13 protein-coding genes are annotated in these 20,038 nt (G+C 49.5%); 6 read left to right on the top strand and 7 right to left on the bottom strand.

The genetic code is table 11. The features are described from left to right. The first annotated feature begins 23 nt into the window (after positions 1 to 23). Entirely contained in the window at positions 24 to 413 is a 390-nt protein-coding gene (locus H608_RS0113025) for a VOC family protein (protein WP_028788060.1), read from the top strand. Here the strand turns inward: H608_RS0113025 and H608_RS0113020 are convergent, their stop codons facing one another. From H608_RS0113020 to H608_RS0113010, 3 genes are read right to left on the bottom strand one after another with little or no spacing between them, the layout of a single operon-like run. Further along, positions 414 to 1,205 carry an AraC family transcriptional regulator gene (locus H608_RS0113020; RefSeq protein WP_028788059.1) on the bottom strand — a complete coding sequence of 264 codons (792 nt, stop codon included), beginning with the start codon at positions 1,203 to 1,205 and terminating at the stop codon, positions 414 to 416. Then, the gene (locus H608_RS0113015) at positions 1,180 to 2,133 is read right to left on the bottom strand and encodes a hypothetical protein (RefSeq protein WP_028788058.1); all 954 of its coding nucleotides are present in this window, start codon (positions 2,131 to 2,133) and stop codon (positions 1,180 to 1,182) included. Before H608_RS0113015 ends, H608_RS0113020 begins: the two co-directional genes overlap by 26 nt. Further along, entirely contained in the window at positions 2,111 to 2,632 is a 522-nt protein-coding gene (locus tag H608_RS0113010; protein WP_038008513.1) for a GNAT family N-acetyltransferase, read from the bottom strand. Before H608_RS0113010 ends, H608_RS0113015 begins: the two co-directional genes overlap by 23 nt. A 109-nt stretch (positions 2,633 to 2,741) precedes the next feature. Here H608_RS0113010 and H608_RS0113005 point away from each other — a divergent pair, with 109 nt between their 5' ends. The 3 genes from H608_RS0113005 to H608_RS0112990 all read left to right on the top strand — a co-directional run bounded on the left by H608_RS0113005 (position 2,742) and on the right by H608_RS0112990 (position 7,657). Beyond that, a complete protein-coding gene (locus H608_RS0113005) occupies positions 2,742 to 3,398 on the top strand; it encodes a Crp/Fnr family transcriptional regulator (RefSeq protein ID WP_038008405.1) in 657 nt (218 codons plus the stop codon). A gap of 366 nt (positions 3,399 to 3,764) precedes the next feature. Continuing rightward, complete coding sequence (locus H608_RS0112995; protein ID WP_028788054.1) at positions 3,765 to 4,031, top strand: hypothetical protein; 267 nt, start codon at positions 3,765 to 3,767, stop codon at positions 4,029 to 4,031. 374 nt (positions 4,032 to 4,405) lie between these two features. Beyond that, a complete protein-coding gene (locus H608_RS0112990; RefSeq protein WP_028788053.1) occupies positions 4,406 to 7,657 on the top strand; it encodes a choice-of-anchor tandem repeat GloVer-containing protein in 3,252 nt (1,083 codons plus the stop codon). A gap of 155 nt (positions 7,658 to 7,812) precedes the next feature. On the opposite strand, the gene H608_RS0112985 is transcribed toward H608_RS0112990, so the two are convergent. The 4 genes from H608_RS0112985 to H608_RS0112970 form a co-directional block, all read right to left on the bottom strand. Further along, positions 7,813 to 9,351, bottom strand: coding sequence for a T9SS type A sorting domain-containing protein (locus H608_RS0112985; RefSeq protein WP_155990160.1), 1,539 nt, complete (start codon positions 9,349 to 9,351; stop codon positions 7,813 to 7,815). A 58-nt stretch (positions 9,352 to 9,409) separates the two neighbouring features. Then, the gene (locus H608_RS0112980; RefSeq protein ID WP_028788051.1) at positions 9,410 to 11,047 is read right to left on the bottom strand and encodes an autotransporter outer membrane beta-barrel domain-containing protein; all 1,638 of its coding nucleotides are present in this window, start codon (positions 11,045 to 11,047) and stop codon (positions 9,410 to 9,412) included. A gap of 25 nt (positions 11,048 to 11,072) precedes the next feature. Next, positions 11,073 to 12,722: a hypothetical protein gene (locus H608_RS0112975; RefSeq protein WP_028788050.1), complete on the bottom strand. Its 1,650-nt coding sequence runs from the start codon at positions 12,720 to 12,722 to the stop codon at positions 11,073 to 11,075. A 177-nt stretch (positions 12,723 to 12,899) separates the two neighbouring features. Then, on the bottom strand, positions 12,900 to 14,108 hold the full coding sequence (locus H608_RS0112970) for a glycosyltransferase family 4 protein (RefSeq protein WP_081658885.1): 1,209 nt from the start codon (positions 14,106 to 14,108) through the stop codon (positions 12,900 to 12,902). Between the two features lie 15 nt (positions 14,109 to 14,123). Here H608_RS0112970 and recG point away from each other — a divergent pair, with 15 nt between their 5' ends. Next, positions 14,124 to 16,283, top strand: coding sequence for an ATP-dependent DNA helicase RecG (recG, locus tag H608_RS0112965; protein ID WP_245565760.1), 2,160 nt, complete (start codon positions 14,124 to 14,126; stop codon positions 16,281 to 16,283). A gap of 43 nt (positions 16,284 to 16,326) precedes the next feature. Then, a complete protein-coding gene (locus H608_RS0112960; protein WP_028788047.1) occupies positions 16,327 to 20,028 on the top strand; it encodes a T9SS C-terminal target domain-containing protein in 3,702 nt (1,233 codons plus the stop codon). The last annotated feature ends 10 nt before the right edge of the window (positions 20,029 to 20,038 follow it).

Raw genomic sequence — 20,038 nt, 5'->3', positions numbered from 1 at the left:
ACTTCGGAGCTAAAATAATTCTTATGCTCAGGATCAGGCTTACCAGTGTGCTCGTTGATGACCAGGACAGGGCACTTGCATTTTATACGGAGAAATTAGGCTTTGTCAAAAAAACAGAAATTCCACTTGGCGAACACCGCTGGCTGACTGTAGTAGCTCCCGATGAGCAGTCGGGTCCCGAGATCGTACTCGAACCGGCCGGATTGCCCGAAGCAAGAACCTATCGCGAAGCGCTCGTCCGGCTGGGCATTCCTTATACAGCCTTCCAGGTAGACGATATACAGCATGTTTACACTACGTTGGTGGAAAGAGGAGTAAAGTTCACCATGCCGCCTGCCAATGCGGGTGCTGTTACTATTGCCGTACTCGACGATACCTGCGGCAACCTGATACAGATTTTCCAGATGAATTGATCAGAGCATCGACGGTTTGTGACGCGTGAGTTCATGCGCATTGCGCGCAAAGTGTGAGAAGTCCGTATAGCCCGCTTGCCTGTAAGCGTAATTGCTGCCGTGTTGCCGGTAGGCCTGCAGCGCCCGGCGGAACCGCAGCAGCTTATAACATTGCCGCGGCGAATAGCCGAGCACCTCGCGGAAGTAACGGTTCAAAGTTGGTATCGACAGGGCAAGGTGTGCCGCCAATTCCGGTGTGCCCGCGTCGCTCGCATTGTTCATCCGGCGCAATGCCTGTTGCACAAGTATAGTTTTAGCAGGAAGGGGCCGCGCGTTCAGTTTTTCCGCCAGGTAGTTTTCCGCCACAACAATGCGTTGTTGCATAGAAGGTCCGTTAAGCAGGGCTGCAATAAATTTATTGGGGAAATAATTTTCCGCGGGCAGGTGATTGTTCTGCAATTGAGCAGGCTTCATTCGCAGCAGATGAGCAAGCACACCGGGCTGAAACTTGATGCTAAATTCATGGGCTTCTTTTGTATAAAAAGCTTTTCCTGCGTGCGTAAGCGATCCGTATATCCGCGGACCGTTTAATAAAGAATGTTTACCGGTAATAGCGGTGAAGCTGCGCCTGGTTTCCTGCAAGGGTACCGCGAGCAGTGTATGCAAGCCGGGAAGCGCAGTCAATGCGCCATCTTTACCCGGCTTTTCGATTTCGAAATAATAGCTGACAATCTCTGCCAATGCCGGTGACGGTTCACTGACGGTGATAAAAGGAGGGACTTCGTTTTCAAATATGACTTTTCCGTTGAGCATCCTGCGCGGTAAGATGGCAAAGATACTCCAATCCCAATCCACTGATCAGCGTGCGTTGTTTCTTGTCCTGCAAAAGCAAAGCACTCCAATCTGTAAAGCCACCGTCGGCTATTTCTATTTCGTTCCCATCAATCTTAATACATACTTTGAACTGACAGCCCTTGTAGTAGTCGTGCGGTGAATCGGTGTTGATTAAATCCACCGGTGTCGATTGACTGGTTGCCATAAAATCAGCACATGCTTTGGTCAGTCGTTCTGCATGATCGATGTTGTTCCGGATGATCAGCTTGAAACGTGTAACGGGGTTGCCGGTTTGTTGTAGAAAATCTGCCAGCAACTGCAGATGTAGTAGCAATGATTGTTTTTCAAAAATAAAATCCCCCTTATCGGGTCCTGCAGATAAAAGGCATCCGGCGAGGAAATGAGGCGAATGGCCTTTAACGGCACTAAGCGGCGTGCGCAGCAAACGTGCTGCCGTTGCATAATGACGCATCTCCTTTCGCTGCGCGATGGAAGCATCGTGCAGCGCCATCGAGTTGGTGGCATCCGCCAATACTTCCGTTTGGCGAAGAGCTGTTAATATTTTGTGTTGATGAACGGGTCCCATAAGGGAACAAGTTCCCGCTGCGGCGGCGGTTGACAGTTCAATAAGAGCTATTTGTTTCTGTGCAGCCATTTCCAGGAAATCCATTTCCAATCTTCTTAGCCGGAGCAGGTCTGCGCACGAAGGTTGAACCAGCCGGTTGTTTTTGTACCTGCGCAACAAGTCTGCCGGCGTTTCTTGTTTCAATCGCTGAGAAAATACTTCCAGCAGCAAACTATTGAGCGAAGAACCGTCGAGTTGGTTAACCAGGAAATCGATGATGGCCGGTGTGCTTTCTTCGCCTGCCAGTCTTTGTATCCAGTTATTGTCCGTCTTGCCTGACATACGCCGTTTTTAGTAAAGTAAAGACATGTTCATCGAGTAACACATCGTGTTTGATAATGGACTGCCGGAAAACGGCCTCTTTCGTAAACCCGGCTTTTTCCAGGATGCGCATGGAAGCGGGGTTGTTGCCGAACACACCCGCGAAAAGACGAGTGAGTTTTGTTTCGGTAAAAGCAAAATGCACCAATTGCTGAACGGCCATCGTTCCGTAGCCTTTTCCCCAAAATGGTTCTCCGATCCAGTAACCGATTTCACCACTTGCCCGGTGAATATCCTGCTGCGGCTGCACGCTTCCCACACCGATAAACTCACCGGCAACATGAAGCGCGAAGCAATGCCCCATGACATTGTTCTGCGCGAGCTGCAAAAATGTGTTTGCGTCCTGTATTGTATACGGATGGGGAAACACATCTTTCAGGTAACGGGCTACCTCGGTATTATTGGCCAACGCCTGCAATCGATGCGGATCGGCGGTACTGATGGGAAGAAGACGCAGCATGCCCAAAGCTCGGAATAAAACCAGGATGACAACGTGTAAAAAACGATCAAAATACAACGGCGAAGCCGACCGGAAGATTGTATTTTTGAAAACCACCAATCTGTTAACCATGGATCGCCCTCAGTCCATAGATGCCACGCCGCTACTACAGGTACTGTCCTGCCTGCACCCTTTGACCAAAAGAGTGGAAGACTACCTGTGCAATCACGTTCGCCCGATGAAGGTCAAAAAAAAGAAATTGTTGCTCAGGGAAGGCACGATCTGTAATAATGTTTATTTCATCCGTAAAGGTGTTGTCCGTGGTTTTACTTTCGAGGGGCAGCGGGAGATCACGACCTGGATATCCACGGACAATGAATTGGTCACTTCTATTCCGGCATTGGACGAGCCGGTTCCTTCTCTCGATAATATACAGGCAATTGAAGATTGCGAGCTGTTGATGTTGAGTTTTGAAGAACTGAACTGGTTGTATGAGCACTATCCCGAATTTAATTATGTCGGGCGAAAACTGGTGCAGCGGTATTATGGTGATGCGGAAAGGAGGGCGTATCTGGCGCGATTGAATAATGCAGAAGACAAATACCGTTATTTTCTTGGCCGGCATGAAGCGCTTTCTACAAGGGTGCCGTTGCGGTATATAGCATCCTATCTGGGTATTACATTGGAGACGCTGAGCCGTGTGAGACGGCGTTTTGCACGTGCTCCGGAGGTTGTTCCGGCAAAAACGGGAAAGAAAAAGATTGACAGAAGTCAAATTATCTATTAAGTGTAAATACTTATTAAAATAAATGTGTTTACCCTTGTAATGTCAATAGGGGCGGGTGTTTGCGCGGCAAACCGCTTGATTAAAAGCAACTTCTCCGGTTGTCTGCTCTCCGCGCAGCGCTTGATGCAATCATAAAATCTATATTTTTTTGTTTCCCTGCTTGTCCTTCGGGAGATCCAGTTTTGCATGAAAATGCCCCGGACCATATCATCTTTTTTATGCAGCCCTTCAATATTCTTCGAAGCGGGCGATAGAAAAATATATGCCTCCATTTCAAATAAGTTGTTACCCACTAACAACGATCCCTCTTTTGCAGCCACCAGTACGGTCTGCGGTTACCATTTTTTCTGTGAAAGCAGTAACAGCATGAACTCCACCTTTCCTGCTGCTTTGGTAACAGTTGCCTGTATGCCGTTGTCTGTTGCAGACGAAGGGAAAGCCCTTGGTTATTCTTCTCCTGGTTTGTTTGCCGCAACCGCCTTCACCTGCGGAAGCCATTACGTTATTGTCAATTTACCCGGCCTCGTTTGTACGCCGGTGCCGTCTGTCAATCGTAAAAATAAAAGCGAACAAATTGTGCAGGGAAAAACCAGGCTGTCCTTTACAGCAGTAATGAGGAACTGCTTGCGGTAAACCCGTTCGCAGTTCTTCCTGCAAAGGGCTTGAGAAAAAGAGAACTTTGCGGTCAATTGCTTTTAAGATTGTGCGCAGGCATGCGCCGCGTTTAACAGGAACGCCAGGAAGGGCTCGCGAAAGCGGGCCTTTCTTTTTCAAGTCAAAATTCAAAAGTCAAAAAGGGTGAATGGTGAATCGTGAATAGGTCAATAAGTGAAGGCCGTTGTGCATAGTCAGAACCTAAAACGGCTGTTTCCTTAAAACTTATTACTGAACACTTACCACTTAATACTTATTACGGCTGTTTTCGTTAACCGAAAAGTCCGTTTCGTTAAATCACCGTGTGCAACCGGTAGCTGCCTGGATAGTTTCGTGCTTCAAAAACCAACGACATGAAGCACTATTACCTTACCGCACTATTATTTATCTGCCTTTGCCGGGCAATCGTATCTCCGGCGCAGGGCATCCATCAGCTCTGGGGCGTTACCAGTTCCGGTGGAACCGATGACAAAGGGACCATTTTCTCAACACGTTTCGATGGCACGGGCCAACGCGTTCGTCACCATTTTAATTTTATCAACGCAGGTATCTTTCCGGATTATTTTCAACAGCCTGTTCTTTACAATGCCAGGTTGTATGGCATGCTACCCTCCGGAAACTTAGGATTTCCGGTGATCTTCGTTTTTGATCCGGCATCTGCACAATACCAGGGTGCCGCCAACCTGATTGACATCGGTGGAAAAGGAGCGCTTGGCTCGCTTACACTTTTCAATGAAAAATTGTACGGGGTGTGTGCGCGGGAAAATAATACCAATGGCGGCTTTATTTTTGAGTTCGACCCGGCCAATAATAAGTTGGTAAAAAAAGTAAGTCTCGCCAATACGCTGAACGCGGAGGCCATTAGCAGTGTTGTTGTGATCAATAACAAGTTTTATGGGTTAACAAAAAACGGTGGCGCCAACGATCGGGGAATGTTATATGAGTATGATCCAGCCGCCGGCACGGTTGTCAACAAGCATAGCTTTGCGGCCCCTTCACAGATCGAACAATCATTTCTGACTACATTCAACAACCGTATTATCAGCGTTATACCAAATGGTGGAAGCGCTGGTGCAGGATTGCTTTTTGAATACAATCCCGCGACACAAACTTTTGCTAATCGCAAGGAGTTTACGCAAGCGGGTGAGTATACGCCATCAGGGCCGCTGTCCTTTTACAACGGATTACTGTACGGCGTTACGCAGGATGGGGGTGATCAAAACCGCGGGGTGATTTTTGATTATAATCCGGCTACGTTCGTCTACACCAAAAGAGTTTCTATAACAACAGCAGCCGGCATAAATAGCTGCAGCGGTCTTACACTTGTGGGCGACAGGTTTTACGGGTCCTCCGGCGACGGAGGCATTGACGATCACGGGGTGTTGTTTGAGTACAATCCGGCAGGTAATGTGTTAACTCCTAAAATGCAATTTGACTGGTCTGAGGGCGCGGATCCGCTGGGAGGAATGATTCTTCATAACGGCAGGTTGTACGGACTTACTAATCGCGGCGGCCAGTACAGCCAGGGTACATTGTTCGAGTACAATCCCGCGACAGATGTTTACCAGAAAAAAGTGGATCTCGGTGGTGTGATCGCGGGTGACCCTTCAGGCAACCTTGCAAGAGTCGATAACAAACTTTTTGGTGTCGCGGCGGAAGGAGGAACCAATGGTCTTGGTGTTATCTATGAATATGATCTTTTGAGCAAAGCGTTTACTACACGATACAGTTTCAGCGCAGCGACCGGGTATTATTCAACCAACCTCTTCAGCTACCGGGGCATGACACTCTTTGGCAACAAACTTTACGGCGTTACTTCACATGGAGGCGGAGAAGACAGGGGCGTATTATATGAATTTGATCCGCAGACGGGCGTTTATACTCCCAAAGTGGATTTGTCAAGCGCGGGAGTAGCCCGTTTCACCTGGGGACCACTTTGTGTCTTCAATAATAAACTATACGGGGTTGCCGCCCGCAGTCATGAAAACGGAGGAGGTGTTTTGTTTGAGTACGATCCGGCAACCAATGCCTATGCTGAAAAAGTAATATTCTCCGGTGCGTTGGGAGATCAGCCTTATGGTGGTCTTACCGTTTACAACAACCGGCTTTATGGCACCACCCGTGTTGGCGGAAGTTTCGGTCACGGAACATTGTTTGAATACAACCCGGCTGTTAACGGTATTATCAAACGTCATGATTTTACCGGCGACGATGGCAGTGAAAACCTGGCAGCATTAGTGGTATATAACAATAAGCTGTACGGAAGTACACGCTTTGGAGGCACTGATCAGACAGGTGTGATTTACGAATACGATCCGGGAACATTCGTGGTGACTAAGAAGGTTGACCTTGGAGGAGATAAGGGGCGTACCTCCTTTGCACCGCTGACCGTGATGGAAAATAAATTATATGGATTTACGCGTGTATTGGGCCCTGCACCGGAACATAGAGGCGTGATGTTCGAATATGATCCGGCAACCAATGGCTTCATCAACCGCGTTAATTTCGATGGAGCCAACGGTGCCTTGCCGGGCTCGGTGAAAGCAGATCCTGTTCCCGCACCAACTGCCGAAGGACTTCCGGGCTCCTGCACTGCCGCCACAACTGCGGTGATCAATACCACCAATGCAAACAAATGGGTAGCTTTTACCAATACCACGGGTGAAGCCGTTGCTGAGATTAACGCAAACGGAAATGTATTGGGTACGGTGTCCATTACTTATTACGTACACAACGGTCCTGTACGGAAAGATGGCCTCAACAACCTTTACCTCGACAGAAACATCGCGATACGTTCGCAGTTTGCACCGTCGTCGCCCGTGTCCGTGAGGTTGTATATCCGTAAAACCGAATTCGAAACGTTGAAGAATACCGCCGGCTCGGGCATTGTCGGTCCCGGTGATCTGGCGGTATTCCGCAACAGTGATAACTGCTCTCCCTTCCTGAATGCTCCGGCCACACAGATAAGTTCATCGGCAGGAACATGGGCTAACGATTATGTGTATACGATAAATGTGAATGAATTTTCCTCCTTCTATTTCAGCACGCGATCGCTTACCACACTTCCCGTGCGTATGCTTTCGTTCGAAGGGGAAAAACAAACCGTATCTAACAGGCTTACCTGGAAAGCGGCCTGTACGGAAAACGTGGATTTTACCATACAACGCAGTACGGACGGCCTGAACTTTACCGACATCGGTATGGTGATGGCATTTGCACAGGATTGTAACAGTCCGTTCAATTTTGAAGATGCAACACCTGCGGTACGGTCTTATTATCGTCTGAAGATGAAAGAACAAAGCGGAACCGTCACTTATTCTTCAGTTATTCTTCTCGACAGAACTGCAGCATTGGCAAAAGAGGTTAGAATAAGTCCGAACCCGGCATCAGGCGATGCGGTGATCCGGATCACCAGCGAGCGGCCAGGTGTGTTCACCTACCAGGTTGTTGATATGGCAGGACGTGTATTGCAGCAGGGCAAACGGCAGGTGCAGGCGGGAATAACATTACAATCGTTGCAGTCCGGCCATCTTCCGGCAGGTGTATACCAGGTGGTGTATATGCTGAATGAAGAGCGGGGAGCGGTCAGACTGCTTCGGCAATAGTGCAGTGTGTACTATCAGGCCTCCGTATTCTTACGGAGGCATTTTTTTTAATAAACGTGAGGAATAATTTGAAGATTTGATAATTTGAAAGTTGAGGTCTTGAGGTAATGGCGCGGGATTATCCCGCAGCAACTATCCTCAAATCTTCAAATTAGCTACTGAGCGATCACCACTTTCTTTGTTTCAATAAGTTCGCCGTTGGCTCGTAGCGCGCCCACGAAGTAAGTGCCCTGGATCGGAATGTAGAGCGGAATGACGTTGCGGCCATTGACTTCTTCACGGCGGATCAACTGACCGGCTGCATTCCAGATGATGAGCGACTTCGCGTGCAACTCATTATTGATCGTTACCTGGAAATGACCACTGGATGGATTTGGCCACAACAGGATGCTGTACAGGCCCGGCTTACCCGTAACGGCTACCGTATCCGAATACCAGAGGGATGCGTCGTGGTTGATGATGCGCAGACGGTAATAACTTATGCCGATGTAACTATTCGGATCAACCGTTTGATAGGAGAGCTGGCTGAAGCTGTAACCTCCCGGCGCCTGGCTGGACAAGCTGCCTACAGGCGTAAAATTGCTTTCAGGACTCAGTCTTCTTTCCACCACAAACGACTGCACATTGATTTCCGGGTTGGTGTGCCAGTAAACGCTCACACGATCTGCGTCGATGCGATAGGCATTGAAGCGGAGTTTGGTTTCAGGCGTATAGGTGGGCTGGCCGGTTAATTTGGTAAAGAAACTGCTGTTGGAGAAGCTGAGACCAAATCCGCGTTCATTGGTGTAACTGTTCGTGATAACACTGCTGCTGGTAATATAACCACCACTTCCGGGAGCGGGATTGGCTGTCGTGTCCCAACGCCCGTTTACAAACTGGCTAACATATGCTTTGTCGCGCATCAGGGTGTAATAGCCGCCTTCATCCTGTTCCCTGTGTTGTAATACCAATCTGATGCTGTCTTCTCCGGGATAATTGCGCCGTCCCAACTGCCATGTTTTATTAACGGATTCGATTACGCGCATGTTGCCACTTACGGCCTGCGCACGAACGCTGTCGAATACCGTCGCAAAAAAATCATCACCGCGGTCGCTGTAGTTCTGTATGGCGGCAGGTGTATAGGCATAGTCTTTACTGCCGAGCGGAAAGGCCACCAATCCGTCGGAGCTGCGGATATTTTCACGCAGTAGTAGTCCTTTGTCTGCAGCATTGCCGGTAACGAAATAGCGGCTTGAATCATAGCCGGTAAGAATACCCGGATTATTGTTTCCCAGTACCCACACATGCTCTTCCAGGTATACGCGCCCGCGATGGAAATCGAAGGCGTTGCGGCTTCGCACGTTGCCGTTGATAAGTTGCACGCCGAAAGGATTATCGAGTTGGAACCGCCCGAATGAAGGTCCCTGACGCGTGGCGGCGTTGTAGCCACCGATAAGCTGCTGGCGATGATTATTATTTAAAAAACGGATCCAACCGCCTTCGCCATCTACACCGGTACCATTATCTGACTCATCGGTGATGCGGGCACCTGGATCATTCTGCCAGATCTGGCCTAAAAAGTTAACCGTTGCCAATCGTCCCACACCTAAATTTCCATTTAAGATAACGTTGGAAAAAATGGCGGATGAATCTCCTTTAAAAAATACCTGCGCGGATTGCGGTACATAAAATCCCTGCTGCGCACGCAATGACAAGCCCGATGTTATGGTAAGTAACAGCAAGAAGAGACGATATCGTTGCCGGCGTTTCAAATTAGTTGCCTTCTACCCGCAGGAATATTTTTGTTGTTGTTGACGTATGCGCTTCCAGACCTTCCGTGTTGCCACCGATGAGGATGCCGGTGGTTTTACTTTCCACTATCCGCAACACTACTTGTGAAGCGGTATTGCTGACAATTGTTGCAATAGGTGCGTTCGTTACATCTGTACCGCCTTTGGCCGTGGCCGTGATCGCAAGAATACTCGTGAAGCCAATGTTTGTGGGAAATGTAACGGTGATGACGCCGGTAGCCGTGTTGTCAATTTCAGCTACCCATATTTTGGTAACGGCGTCGACTGTTGCGGTGCCGGTACCACTGTAATAAACAGGAGCTTTTGCCCTTACCACATTTCCGGAGGCATCTACACCTAATACGGCAGCACCTGTTGTGGCGGACGAGCTATTGGTCAGATTTTCCAACCTCAGTCCGGAGGTACCCGAAGTGCCGGTACGCACATGCAGCAATGTCGCCGGTGAGGTAGTGCCAATGCCTATGTTGCCGCTGCCATCGATCCGCATTCTTTCATTGGCATTGGCATATCCTCCCGTGAAAAACCGGAGGTTTCTGCCGCTCGTTGCATTACCGATTACGAAGTCGTTACCTGTACTATAGAGATAGGCATTGTTGCTGCCACCCACGATGGGATAGGTTGTGTTGGTGAACCCGCTCGAGTTGATGCCCATGTCGATAAAGTTGGCCGTTTCGCTGCCATTATCCGCCGTGGCTACTACATCCGAACTGGCGGTGGTACCGGCAGATTTATTCTGGATATTCAACTGGAGGTAATTGTTGATGGAACCTCTGGCGGATATCAGGTTGTAAGAGGTAGTGGTGCCGGCATCGACCAGCAGCTTTTCAGGATTGGTACCGTCGAAGCTGCCGCCACCGAGACTCATGCGTCCACTTTGCACCCTTAGCATTTCAGAAGTAGTAGCCGTAGTGCTGTTATAACTTCTGAAAAGTACAGGCTCATCTCCTTCGTCGCCCGTTATGATTTCGAAGCCGCCCGAATTGGAAGTGCCCAATGCGCCAAACTCGATATAGTCCGTGCCGGCAGCACTCGCCTTGAAGCGAAGGTTGCCATTGGCATCGATAAATATTTTCGGTTTATATAGATTGGCGCCCGGTGCTTCAAATTGCAATGCGCTCCGCAGCAACGTCACTTTTTCGTTGTTGTCATTGTAATCTGCATAAGACTGCGTCAATCCTAACGATTGCCTTCGTCCCATACTCATATACGTGCTGCTGTTGGATTTCAGGAACAGCGGTTTGTCGTCTGTTGTGCCTATAAAGTTAACCGTTGTGTCAGTGCCTGCATTGCCGGTTGTTTTCCACGTACTGGCCAGTGCTGCCGATGAGGCCAAAGCATTCCAGTAACCATTGCCGCGTATCATCAGTTGCCTGGATGGCTGGTGAAAGATCACCATGCCATCGGGCGGACTAAGACTGTTGATAAGACTGGTGTCTGTGATCCGTGGAAGCAGTAACCCCTGGTTGTCGGATTCCAATTCAAGGATAGCCGACTTCTGGAGGTTAAGAGGCTGTTTGCCCAACCGCAATTGTTGTGCACGCACGGCTGTTGTAAGCACAAGCATACATAACACCACTCCTGCATAATAGACTTTATGCATGATTCAGGAGTTAACGTGAGTAAACTTATTTCTTGATCACATACCAGTTGCTGCCGTCTGTCTGCAGCGTCACATAAGTCCAGTCGTTATAGATCACATAGTTACTGCCTCCGTCGATCGTTGCGCTGGTGGGTGTGATGGTAAGCTGGTTATCGATGCCGCCATTACCGATTTTCTTGATCGTATAGATACGGCCGGCAATACCCGATGCAGCAGGCAGGCTGATAGTAATAGCGCCTGATGAGGTATTGGCCAGTACGGTATTGTCCGTTGCATTAATGGTATAGTTGCCGGTAACCGTCCGGATGGCAAGCGCGAGCGATCCATCTACCTGCATGGTGGAGTTAGCCGCACCATTGTTACCAACTAATACGGTTTTTGCAGCGGTTAAGCTGTCGGCAAAATGTTTACTACCCGAGAAGTTTTGCGCACCGGTTGTTACCACACCACGGTTGCTGTTGCTCGCATCGGGAACGTTCAGGTAGATGGAGTCTGTGCCATTGGTGGATACGGTCAGATCGGTACCGGTATTACGAAAGGCAATGTGTTGTGCTGTGTCGCGATTGTTATTGATGCTGCGGATGGCATTGCCGAACGCGGATGAACTTACCTGTCGTTTTTGTACCACGCCATTGTTAATCACCAGCACAGAGTCTGCACTGTTGTTGTTGGCAACCGAATTAAGCGTCAGTGTCCCGTTAGCCGTTACGTTGTTGGCAAATGTTTTATCACCGCCGAATGTTTGTGCACCGGCTGTTACAATACCCGGATGTGTGGCATCGGCCGGATGCAGGATGATGGTACGTGAAGTAGTGTCGGCAGAAATGGTAGCGCCGTTTACATCGGGAGTGGAAGCTACAGCTCCGATGGTGATGGTTTGTACCGCGCTCTGGATTTTATTCCAATCGGCCAGTGTCAGAAAACCGTAAGGCTTGGTAGGCGATGCGCCGTTTTGTACAGGCAGGTAGATAGCGATAGTGCTGTCAGCGTCACGGTTTTGAATAGCAACCGTATCCGTTGTTGTATTGGCTGAAGCTGTAATGCTCAGTGCATGGCGTTGAATACCGTTGATGGCGCTGATGGCATTGGTAAAGGCGGCAGAAGACATGGTGCGTTTGTGAACAGAACCATCTGCTGCGAGCACCAATACCTCAAGTTCGTTTGTGCCGTTGGCCAGCGCAGGAAGTTTTACATCACCATTTACCTGCAACATGGCTGTAGGTGCGTTGGTGCCGATACCGATCTTACCATCGGAGCTGATGCGCAAACGCTCGGCATTATTTGTTTTCATGACCAATGGCTTGCCGTCTACTGTTCCAAGAAAGTTGAGGGTAGAATCGGTACCGCTGTTGCCGGCGAGCGACCAGTTGGCAGCGGCTTCGCCCAGATCCGCGATCTTTTTCCAGTGACCGTTGCTGCGCAGACGGAGACTGTTGTCACTGTTCAGATAAATGATCATACCATCCGGTGGCGTGAGTGCATTGATAGCAACTGTGTCTGCCAGACGCGGAAGCAGCAGACCCTGACGGGTACTTTCTAATTCGAGAATGGATGATTTCTGGATGGATGTAGGGTTGTCGCCTACTTTTAATTGCGCCCGGGTGATGGTGCTGAGGCCCAGGAATAGCAGCAGTGTTGCCAGCGTTTGCACGCGGCGGGTAAAGTTGAATTTCATAAAATCGGGTTTAGAAGCAACTCCGTCTTCTCTACGGTTATGCTTATGGTACTGGAAAATATTGAACGCAAAGAAATAGCACTGTCCGTTTTTGGAAAGTAGTAAGCGTTGCTGATTTTGCGTAGCGCTTTAACTACACCAAAAATTGCGACAGATCAATATGTTACGGGAATATACTTAATCCTGTTCTGTGAGGTAACGCCATCCCTGCCGCCGCAACATGGCCGGCAGATGTTTTGCCATGATCATGATCAATATTGCCGAAGTAATTTGTACAGGAATCGCTATGAATACGGACCATGTTTGCAGCCAATAGGCCTGCAATAAAAACAATCCGTGAATGACACAAAGTAAACGCGTTGCATTGGCATGACTGATACCCTGATCTGTAAGCAGGTGATGCAAATGGGTGCGGTCAGCAGAGAAAGGCGGTCTGCCTTTCAGCATACGCAATGAGCATACACGTACCATATCAACAGCCGGCAACAATACCAGGCCCGTCATCAATGTCAATGGTTGCGGCAACAGATTACTGTGTGCAGGCACAACATTGGTAAGTCGTATTCCCAATACTGCAATCACGAATCCGATCACCAGAGAACCCGTATCTCCCATGAATATGCGTGCAGGATTCAGGTTGAAATAAAGAAAACCGAGTACACCACCAGCCAATGCCATCGCGGCACAGGCTCCTGCATAATCCTGTGCACGGAAAAGGAACAACGACAATATCGATAAACTCATGAAGGCAATGCCTCCTGCCAGTCCATCAATGCCATCGATCAGGTTGAATGCATTGGTAATGCCTGTTATGAAAAAGATCGTAAGTACATATTGAACCATCAACGGCAGTTCGCCATCATCGAACCATGCACCTAATGTCCGGATACGAAAACCTGCCACTGCAATCATGGCGGCAATGCCTGTCTGCACCATTAGTTTGTATCTGGCAGAAAGATCGCGCTGATCATCGGCAATGCCCAAGGCTGTCAGTAATACAACGGTCAAAAGAAAAACGGATGCGGTGATGCTGTCAGGCGTGGTACCCCAGAGCAACAAGGCAGGAATGAATGCAGCTACTATGGCCAGCCCGCCCATTGTCGGAATCGGTGCTGCATGCAATTTGCGCGCGTCAGGCATATCGTACAAACGATAACGCCGCACCAGGTAAATGACCACTGGAATAAAAAGTAAGGACAGGACAAATGCCGTTAGAAAACTGAGCAGGAGCCGGTCAGTGGGAGCAGGGAATAAATCCCCGGCCTGAAGCAGGTAGTAACTGGTATTCATAAATGGTTTTTCAAACGATCCGTTGGTTCTTGAGCGTAAAATAGAGACAAAATTCTGGAACTGCAATACCCTGATCCGGTCAAAATTTACCGCCATAAAGCTGCGGTATTCATGTCATTCCATCTGCACGGCGTATTTTTGGGATTATTACTGTCCATGATTTCATCCGAGCAGCACATACTTGCCAGTCCGGTGGATTACCTCAAAGGCGTTGGGCCTCAGCGGGGTGAGATGCTGAAGAAAGAACTGAACATTTTCACGTTCGGCGATTTGCTACACCATTTCCCCAACAGGCATATTGACCGCACCAAGGTATCTGCCATTGCTGATATCAGTCCCGACACCGACTATATCCAGGTGGCAGGCGTGCTCGTGCGCAGCGAAGTGATCGGGGAAAAGCGAAACAGGCGGCTGGTAGCCGAACTGCGCGACAAAACCGGGAGCCTCGAACTCACCTGGTTCCAGGGCGTCACGTGGGTGCAGAAGATGCTGGAGCCCGGGCAGTCTTATCTCGTTTATGGAAAAGTGGGATTTTTCCTTGGCCGCCCGCAGATCGTGCATCCCGAAACCGAAAAATGGACGCCGCAAAAAAAAGAAGGGCAGGCCTGGCTCGAACCCGTTTATCCCACCACTGAAAAATTAAAAGCCCGCAGTCTGGGCGGACGGCAACTCGGCAAGATTACCCAGGTTTTGCTGGCACAATTGCGGGAGCGGGATATTCCCGAAAACCTGCCGGCCTCCATGCTCAGCAAACTGCGGTTGCCATCCAGGTTCCGCGCCTATCAGGACATCCATTTCCCTACATCGCCGAAGGCCTATGCCGATGCATTACGCCGGTTGAAATTTGAAGAATTGTTCCTGGCGCAACTGCGGATGAACCTGCTTCGTTCCGAACGGCACCGCTATTCGAAAGGAGTGGTGTTTGACCAGGTAGGCGAACATTTCAACAGATATTACCACGAGTTTCTGCCCTTCGCATTAACCGGTGCACAAAAAAGAGTATTGAAAGAGATCCGGCAGGATACCGCGCGTGGCAGGCAGATGAACCGGTTGTTACAGGGAGATGTGGGCAGTGGTAAAACGATCGTGGCATTGCTGACCATGTTACTGGCCCTCGACAACGGCTACCAGGCTGTGCTGATGGCGCCGACCGAAATCCTGTCCAGACAACATTACGAGACCATCAGCAAACAATTGGAAGGAATGGATATTCCCGTCCGGCTGCTGACGGGTTCGGTAAAAGGCAAAGAACGGAAAGAAATACTGGCAGGTCTTGCATCGGGAGAAATAGCTTTACTGATCGGCACGCACGCAGTTATCGAAGACAAAGTGCAATTTCATCGCCTTGGTCTCGTTATTATAGACGAACAGCACAGATTTGGGGTTGAGCAACGGGCACGTATGTGGAAAAAGGCGGTTTTGCCCCCGCACGTGCTGGTGATGACTGCCACACCGATTCCCCGGACGCTGGCCATGACAGCCTACGGCGACCTCGATTACAGTATAATTGACGAATTACCGCCCGGGAGGCAACCAATTACCACGGTTCATCGTTATGAACATGATCGCGGCCGCGTGATGGACTTTATTAGAGCCGAATTAGAATTGGGGCGACAGGCATACATTATTTTCCCGCTGATCGAAGAAAGCGAGAAACTTGACTACGAAAACCTCATGCGCGGATATGAGACGGTAAAATCTTATTTCCCCGAGCCGAAATTCTGGATCAGCATGGTGCATGGCCGTCAGCCCGCCGATCAGAAAGAATGGAACATGCAACGTTTTGTTTCCAATGATACTCAGATCATGGTATCGACCACGGTGATCGAAGTAGGCGTGAATGTGCCGAATGCTTCGGTGATGGTGATTGAAAGCACCGAAAAATTTGGTCTTTCCCAATTGCACCAGTTACGCGGAAGGGTAGGACGCGGAGCGGAAAAAAGCTATTGCATCCTTTTAACCGGACAAAAATTGGGAAAAGATGCACGCGAGCGCATCAAGATCATGGTGAGCACCAGCAACGGATTTGAGATTGCAGAAAAAGACCTGGAATTGCGCGGCCCCGGCGATATAGAAGGCACAAGACAAAGCGGCATGCTGCCGTTCAGGCTTGCCGACATTGTACAGGACCGGCCGATACTGGAAGCCGCCAGAGCAATGGCCATCGCCATCGTGGAAGAAGACCCCGAACTTGTTTCGGCAGAAAATTTGCGGCTGAAAGAATTCCTGACAGCACAGAAGGGTAAGACGCCGTGGAGCAGGATATCTTAACATAAGATTTGGAAGCCCGAACTCGAATATTTTCGTTAATTTAATGATACAAACTTTTACCCTGAAACAGCTCAGTCTATTCCTTGCGTCCATCCTGGTTGCCACCGCCTGCTTTTCTCAGGAATATGGCAATATTGAATTTGTACAGAACAAAGGTCAATGGGACAAGCGTGTATTGTACATGGGCCAGGTCAGCAATGGTGCTTTTTTTCTGCGCCGCACCGGGTTTACCGTAAGCCAGTACAATCAGGCCGATTACGACAAGTTGCAGGAAAGTATGCACGGAGTGCCGCACGACGGAAAATCGGTGCTCAGCGACAAGGTTACCCTGCGCGGCCATGCTTACCATGTGGACTTTGTAGGAGCAAATACTGCCGCACAAACACAACCGGATAAAGCGCTTCCTACTTACAACAACTATTTTATCGGTAATGATCCCGCCAACTGGGCCTCGGATTGTAAAGTTTACCAGGCCATTCAATACCAGAATATTTATCCCGGCATCGATGTTCGCTATTACACCGAAAATGGTGTACTGAAATATGACATCATTGCTGCCGCCGGTGCGGATCTCAATCAGATTGTATTGAAATATGATGGCGTTGACGGACTGGAAGTGAAAAATAAAGAACTCATCGTTCGTACTTCCATCGGCGATATGAAAGAATCTGCGCCTTACAGCTACCAGATCGTGAATGGGGTGAAGAAGGAAGTAAGCACGCGTTACGAAGTAAAAGGCAATACCGTACGGTTTAATATCAAAGGCTATGACCCGAAATCACCGCTGGTGATCGATCCGAGCCTGGTGTTCTGTTCTTATAGCGGCAGCCGCGTAGATAACTGGGGTTTTACGGCGACCTACGGTCCTGACGGAGCTTTCTTTGGTGGCGGCATCGTATTCGGTTCGGGCTTTCCTACTTCCGCAGGTGCCTTTCAGCAAATCTTTGCCGGGGGTACAGCAGCAGACGGCACGGCCGGTTTCGATATGGGCATTATCAAACTTACACCTAACGGCTCCAACAGGGTGTATGCAACTTATATCGGCGGACGTTCGCACAACGAACAACCGCATAGCCTGATCGTTGACGGACAAGGTAATTTGGTGCTGGCAGGACGTACGCATTCTACCGACTATCCGCTGATGCCTAATGATGCGACCAGTGTCATCGGCCGTGGTGGCGGTTATGATATTGTAGTAACAAAACTGAGCCCTGATGGTGGATCACTTGTTGCGTCAAAACGCATTGGTGGCACCGGCGATGATGGCGTGAATATCCGCCCCAACCGCTCCGGAGCTCAATCACTGTTGCGTAACTATGGTGATGATGGCCGCAGTGAAGTAATTCTGGATGCGGCCGGTAATGTGTACGTGGCTTCCTCTACACAATCTTTATCCGCAAATCCCGCTGACCGTTTTCCGGCAACAGCCGGCTTCGGCCCTGCTCCGCGCGGAGGATTTCAGGATGCCGTGCTCATGAAATTTGATCCGAATCTGAACATGACGTTTGCCGGATTTTTAGGAGGTTCACAAAATGATGCCGCATATGTTTTGTCACTGGCACCAAGTGGTGAAATATTTGTAGCAGGAGGCACCGAGAGTGGCGACTTTACCGGCATTACACCTGGTACGATCGGCACCGCTCTATCTGGTACCATTGATGGTTATGTGGCGGTGGTAAGCAATGACGGTTCATCGTTGTTGCGCGCTACCTATATCGGCACAAGCGGTGTGGACCAGGTATACGGTATACAATTCGATCAGGACGGATTTCCTTATGTGATGGGAACAACGACCGGCACATGGAATGTGATCAATGCCGCCTATTCGAATCCCGGATCAAAACAATTCATTGGAAAACTACAACCCGACCTTTCGGCCTACGTTTATTCCACTTGCTTTGGCAATGTGGTTGACCGTCCGAATATCTCTCCGACAGCCTTCCTGGTAGACAGGTGTCAGAACGTATATGTGTCCGGGTGGGGTGGAAATATCAGCGCAACGGCATTCCCTTTTCTTGCGGGCACAGCGAACAACATGCCGGTGAAAAATGCGATCAATCCACCCGGCCGCTCAGGATCTACCACCGACGGACAGGATTTCTATTTCTTCGTATTGCAACGCAATGCAACAGACTTTCTTTACGGCGGGTTCTTCGGACAGCTCAATGGTCAGTTCAGCGATCACGTGGATGGAGGTACCAGCCGCTTCGACAGAAACGGCGTGATCTATCAATCCATTTGCGCGGCCTGTGGTACACCCGGTGGTCTTCCGGTCACAGCAGGAGCCTGGTCTACTAATAAAGGCGGCGACTATTGTAACCTCGGCATGCTGAAGATCAACTTTGATCTGGCGGGTGTGGGTGGTAGTGTGGGCGCTTCGATCGGCGGCGTGCCGAATGATACCGCAGGATGTTTCCCGCTGACCGTACAATTTACCGATCAGGTATTGAATGCAACGGAATACATCTGGAATTTTGGCGATAACGGAAGTGGTCCCATCGATCAGAGCGATCCGACTTATTCTTCCTTCAATGAAGGTCCTTTCCCGCGGCTGCCGGATGGTTATACACGTTCACATACTTTCAATACGGTTGGTACTTATCGGGTGATGATGATCGCCATCGATCCCAATAGCTGTAACATACGTGATACGGCTTACATTACTATTAAAGTAGGCGACTTGCGTGCCGACCTGGCGGCCACGGTGGTGAAGCTACCTCCCTGCCAGGCGTTCAGTTATCAATTCAACAACAACTCTACGACGCTTCCGAGCCGTCCGTTTACGGATACATCATTTGTATGGGATTTTGGTGATGGCTCACCGCGGGTGGTAGCGGGTCTTAACAGTGTGAACCACGCCTATGCCGCGCCGGGCACTTACAACGTTCGGCTTGTACTAAAAGATACGGCCTATTGTAACAACCCCGACTCGATCACCCTGCAGGTACGCGTGGCAGCGAATGTAGTAGCAGCATTTGATACGCCGCCTACAGGCTGCGCACCTTATACGGCTGAGTTTAATAACACATCGGTTGGTGGTGCCACCTTCCAATGGGATTTTGGTGATCCCGCATCGGGAGCGGACAATACCTCCACGGATATCAACCCCACGCACGTCTATAATCTTCCGGGTACCTACCAGGTAACGATGACCGCTACCGATCCCAATACCTGTAACGTCACCGACGTGGCGACATTTACCATAACTGTGAATGAAAAACCACAGGCGCTTTTCACGTTTGCTCCGGCAACGCCTGAAGTGAATACGCCGGTAAGATTTACCAACCAATCTTCTGTGTCTGCCACCAACTTCAAATGGCTGTTTGGTGACGGAGATTCGCTGGTAACCACCTCGAGAGCAGAAGTGCAACACCAATATAATTCAACCGGCACATTCACGGCATGCCTGATTGCCTATACGCCGGCAGGATGTACCGATACGATCTGCCAGCCCGTGAGTGCGACCGTGATACCCGCATTGGATGTGCCTAATGCCTTCACGCCCAATAGCCGCGATGTAAACAGTGTCGTAATGCCACGGGGATTCGGCATTGCCAAACTGCGTTTCATTATCTGGAACCGCTGGGGTCAAAAAGTTTTTGAAACCAATTCCCGTAATCATGGATGGGATGGCCGTGTGAAAGGAACTCTTCAACCGATGGATGTGTATGCCTATACGCTCGACGTAGAATTTTTCGATGGCACAAAAGCAACCAAAAAGGGTGATATAACGTTAATACGGTAGGGAGTTTGTA

Origin of the sequence: Terrimonas ferruginea DSM 30193, assembly GCF_000425585.1 — a bacterium.
GTDB classification, from domain to species: Bacteria; Bacteroidota; Bacteroidia; order Chitinophagales; family Chitinophagaceae; genus Terrimonas; species Terrimonas ferruginea.
Note: the sequence above shows the minus strand (reverse complement) of the source record. Positions and strands in the feature narration are given on the sequence as shown.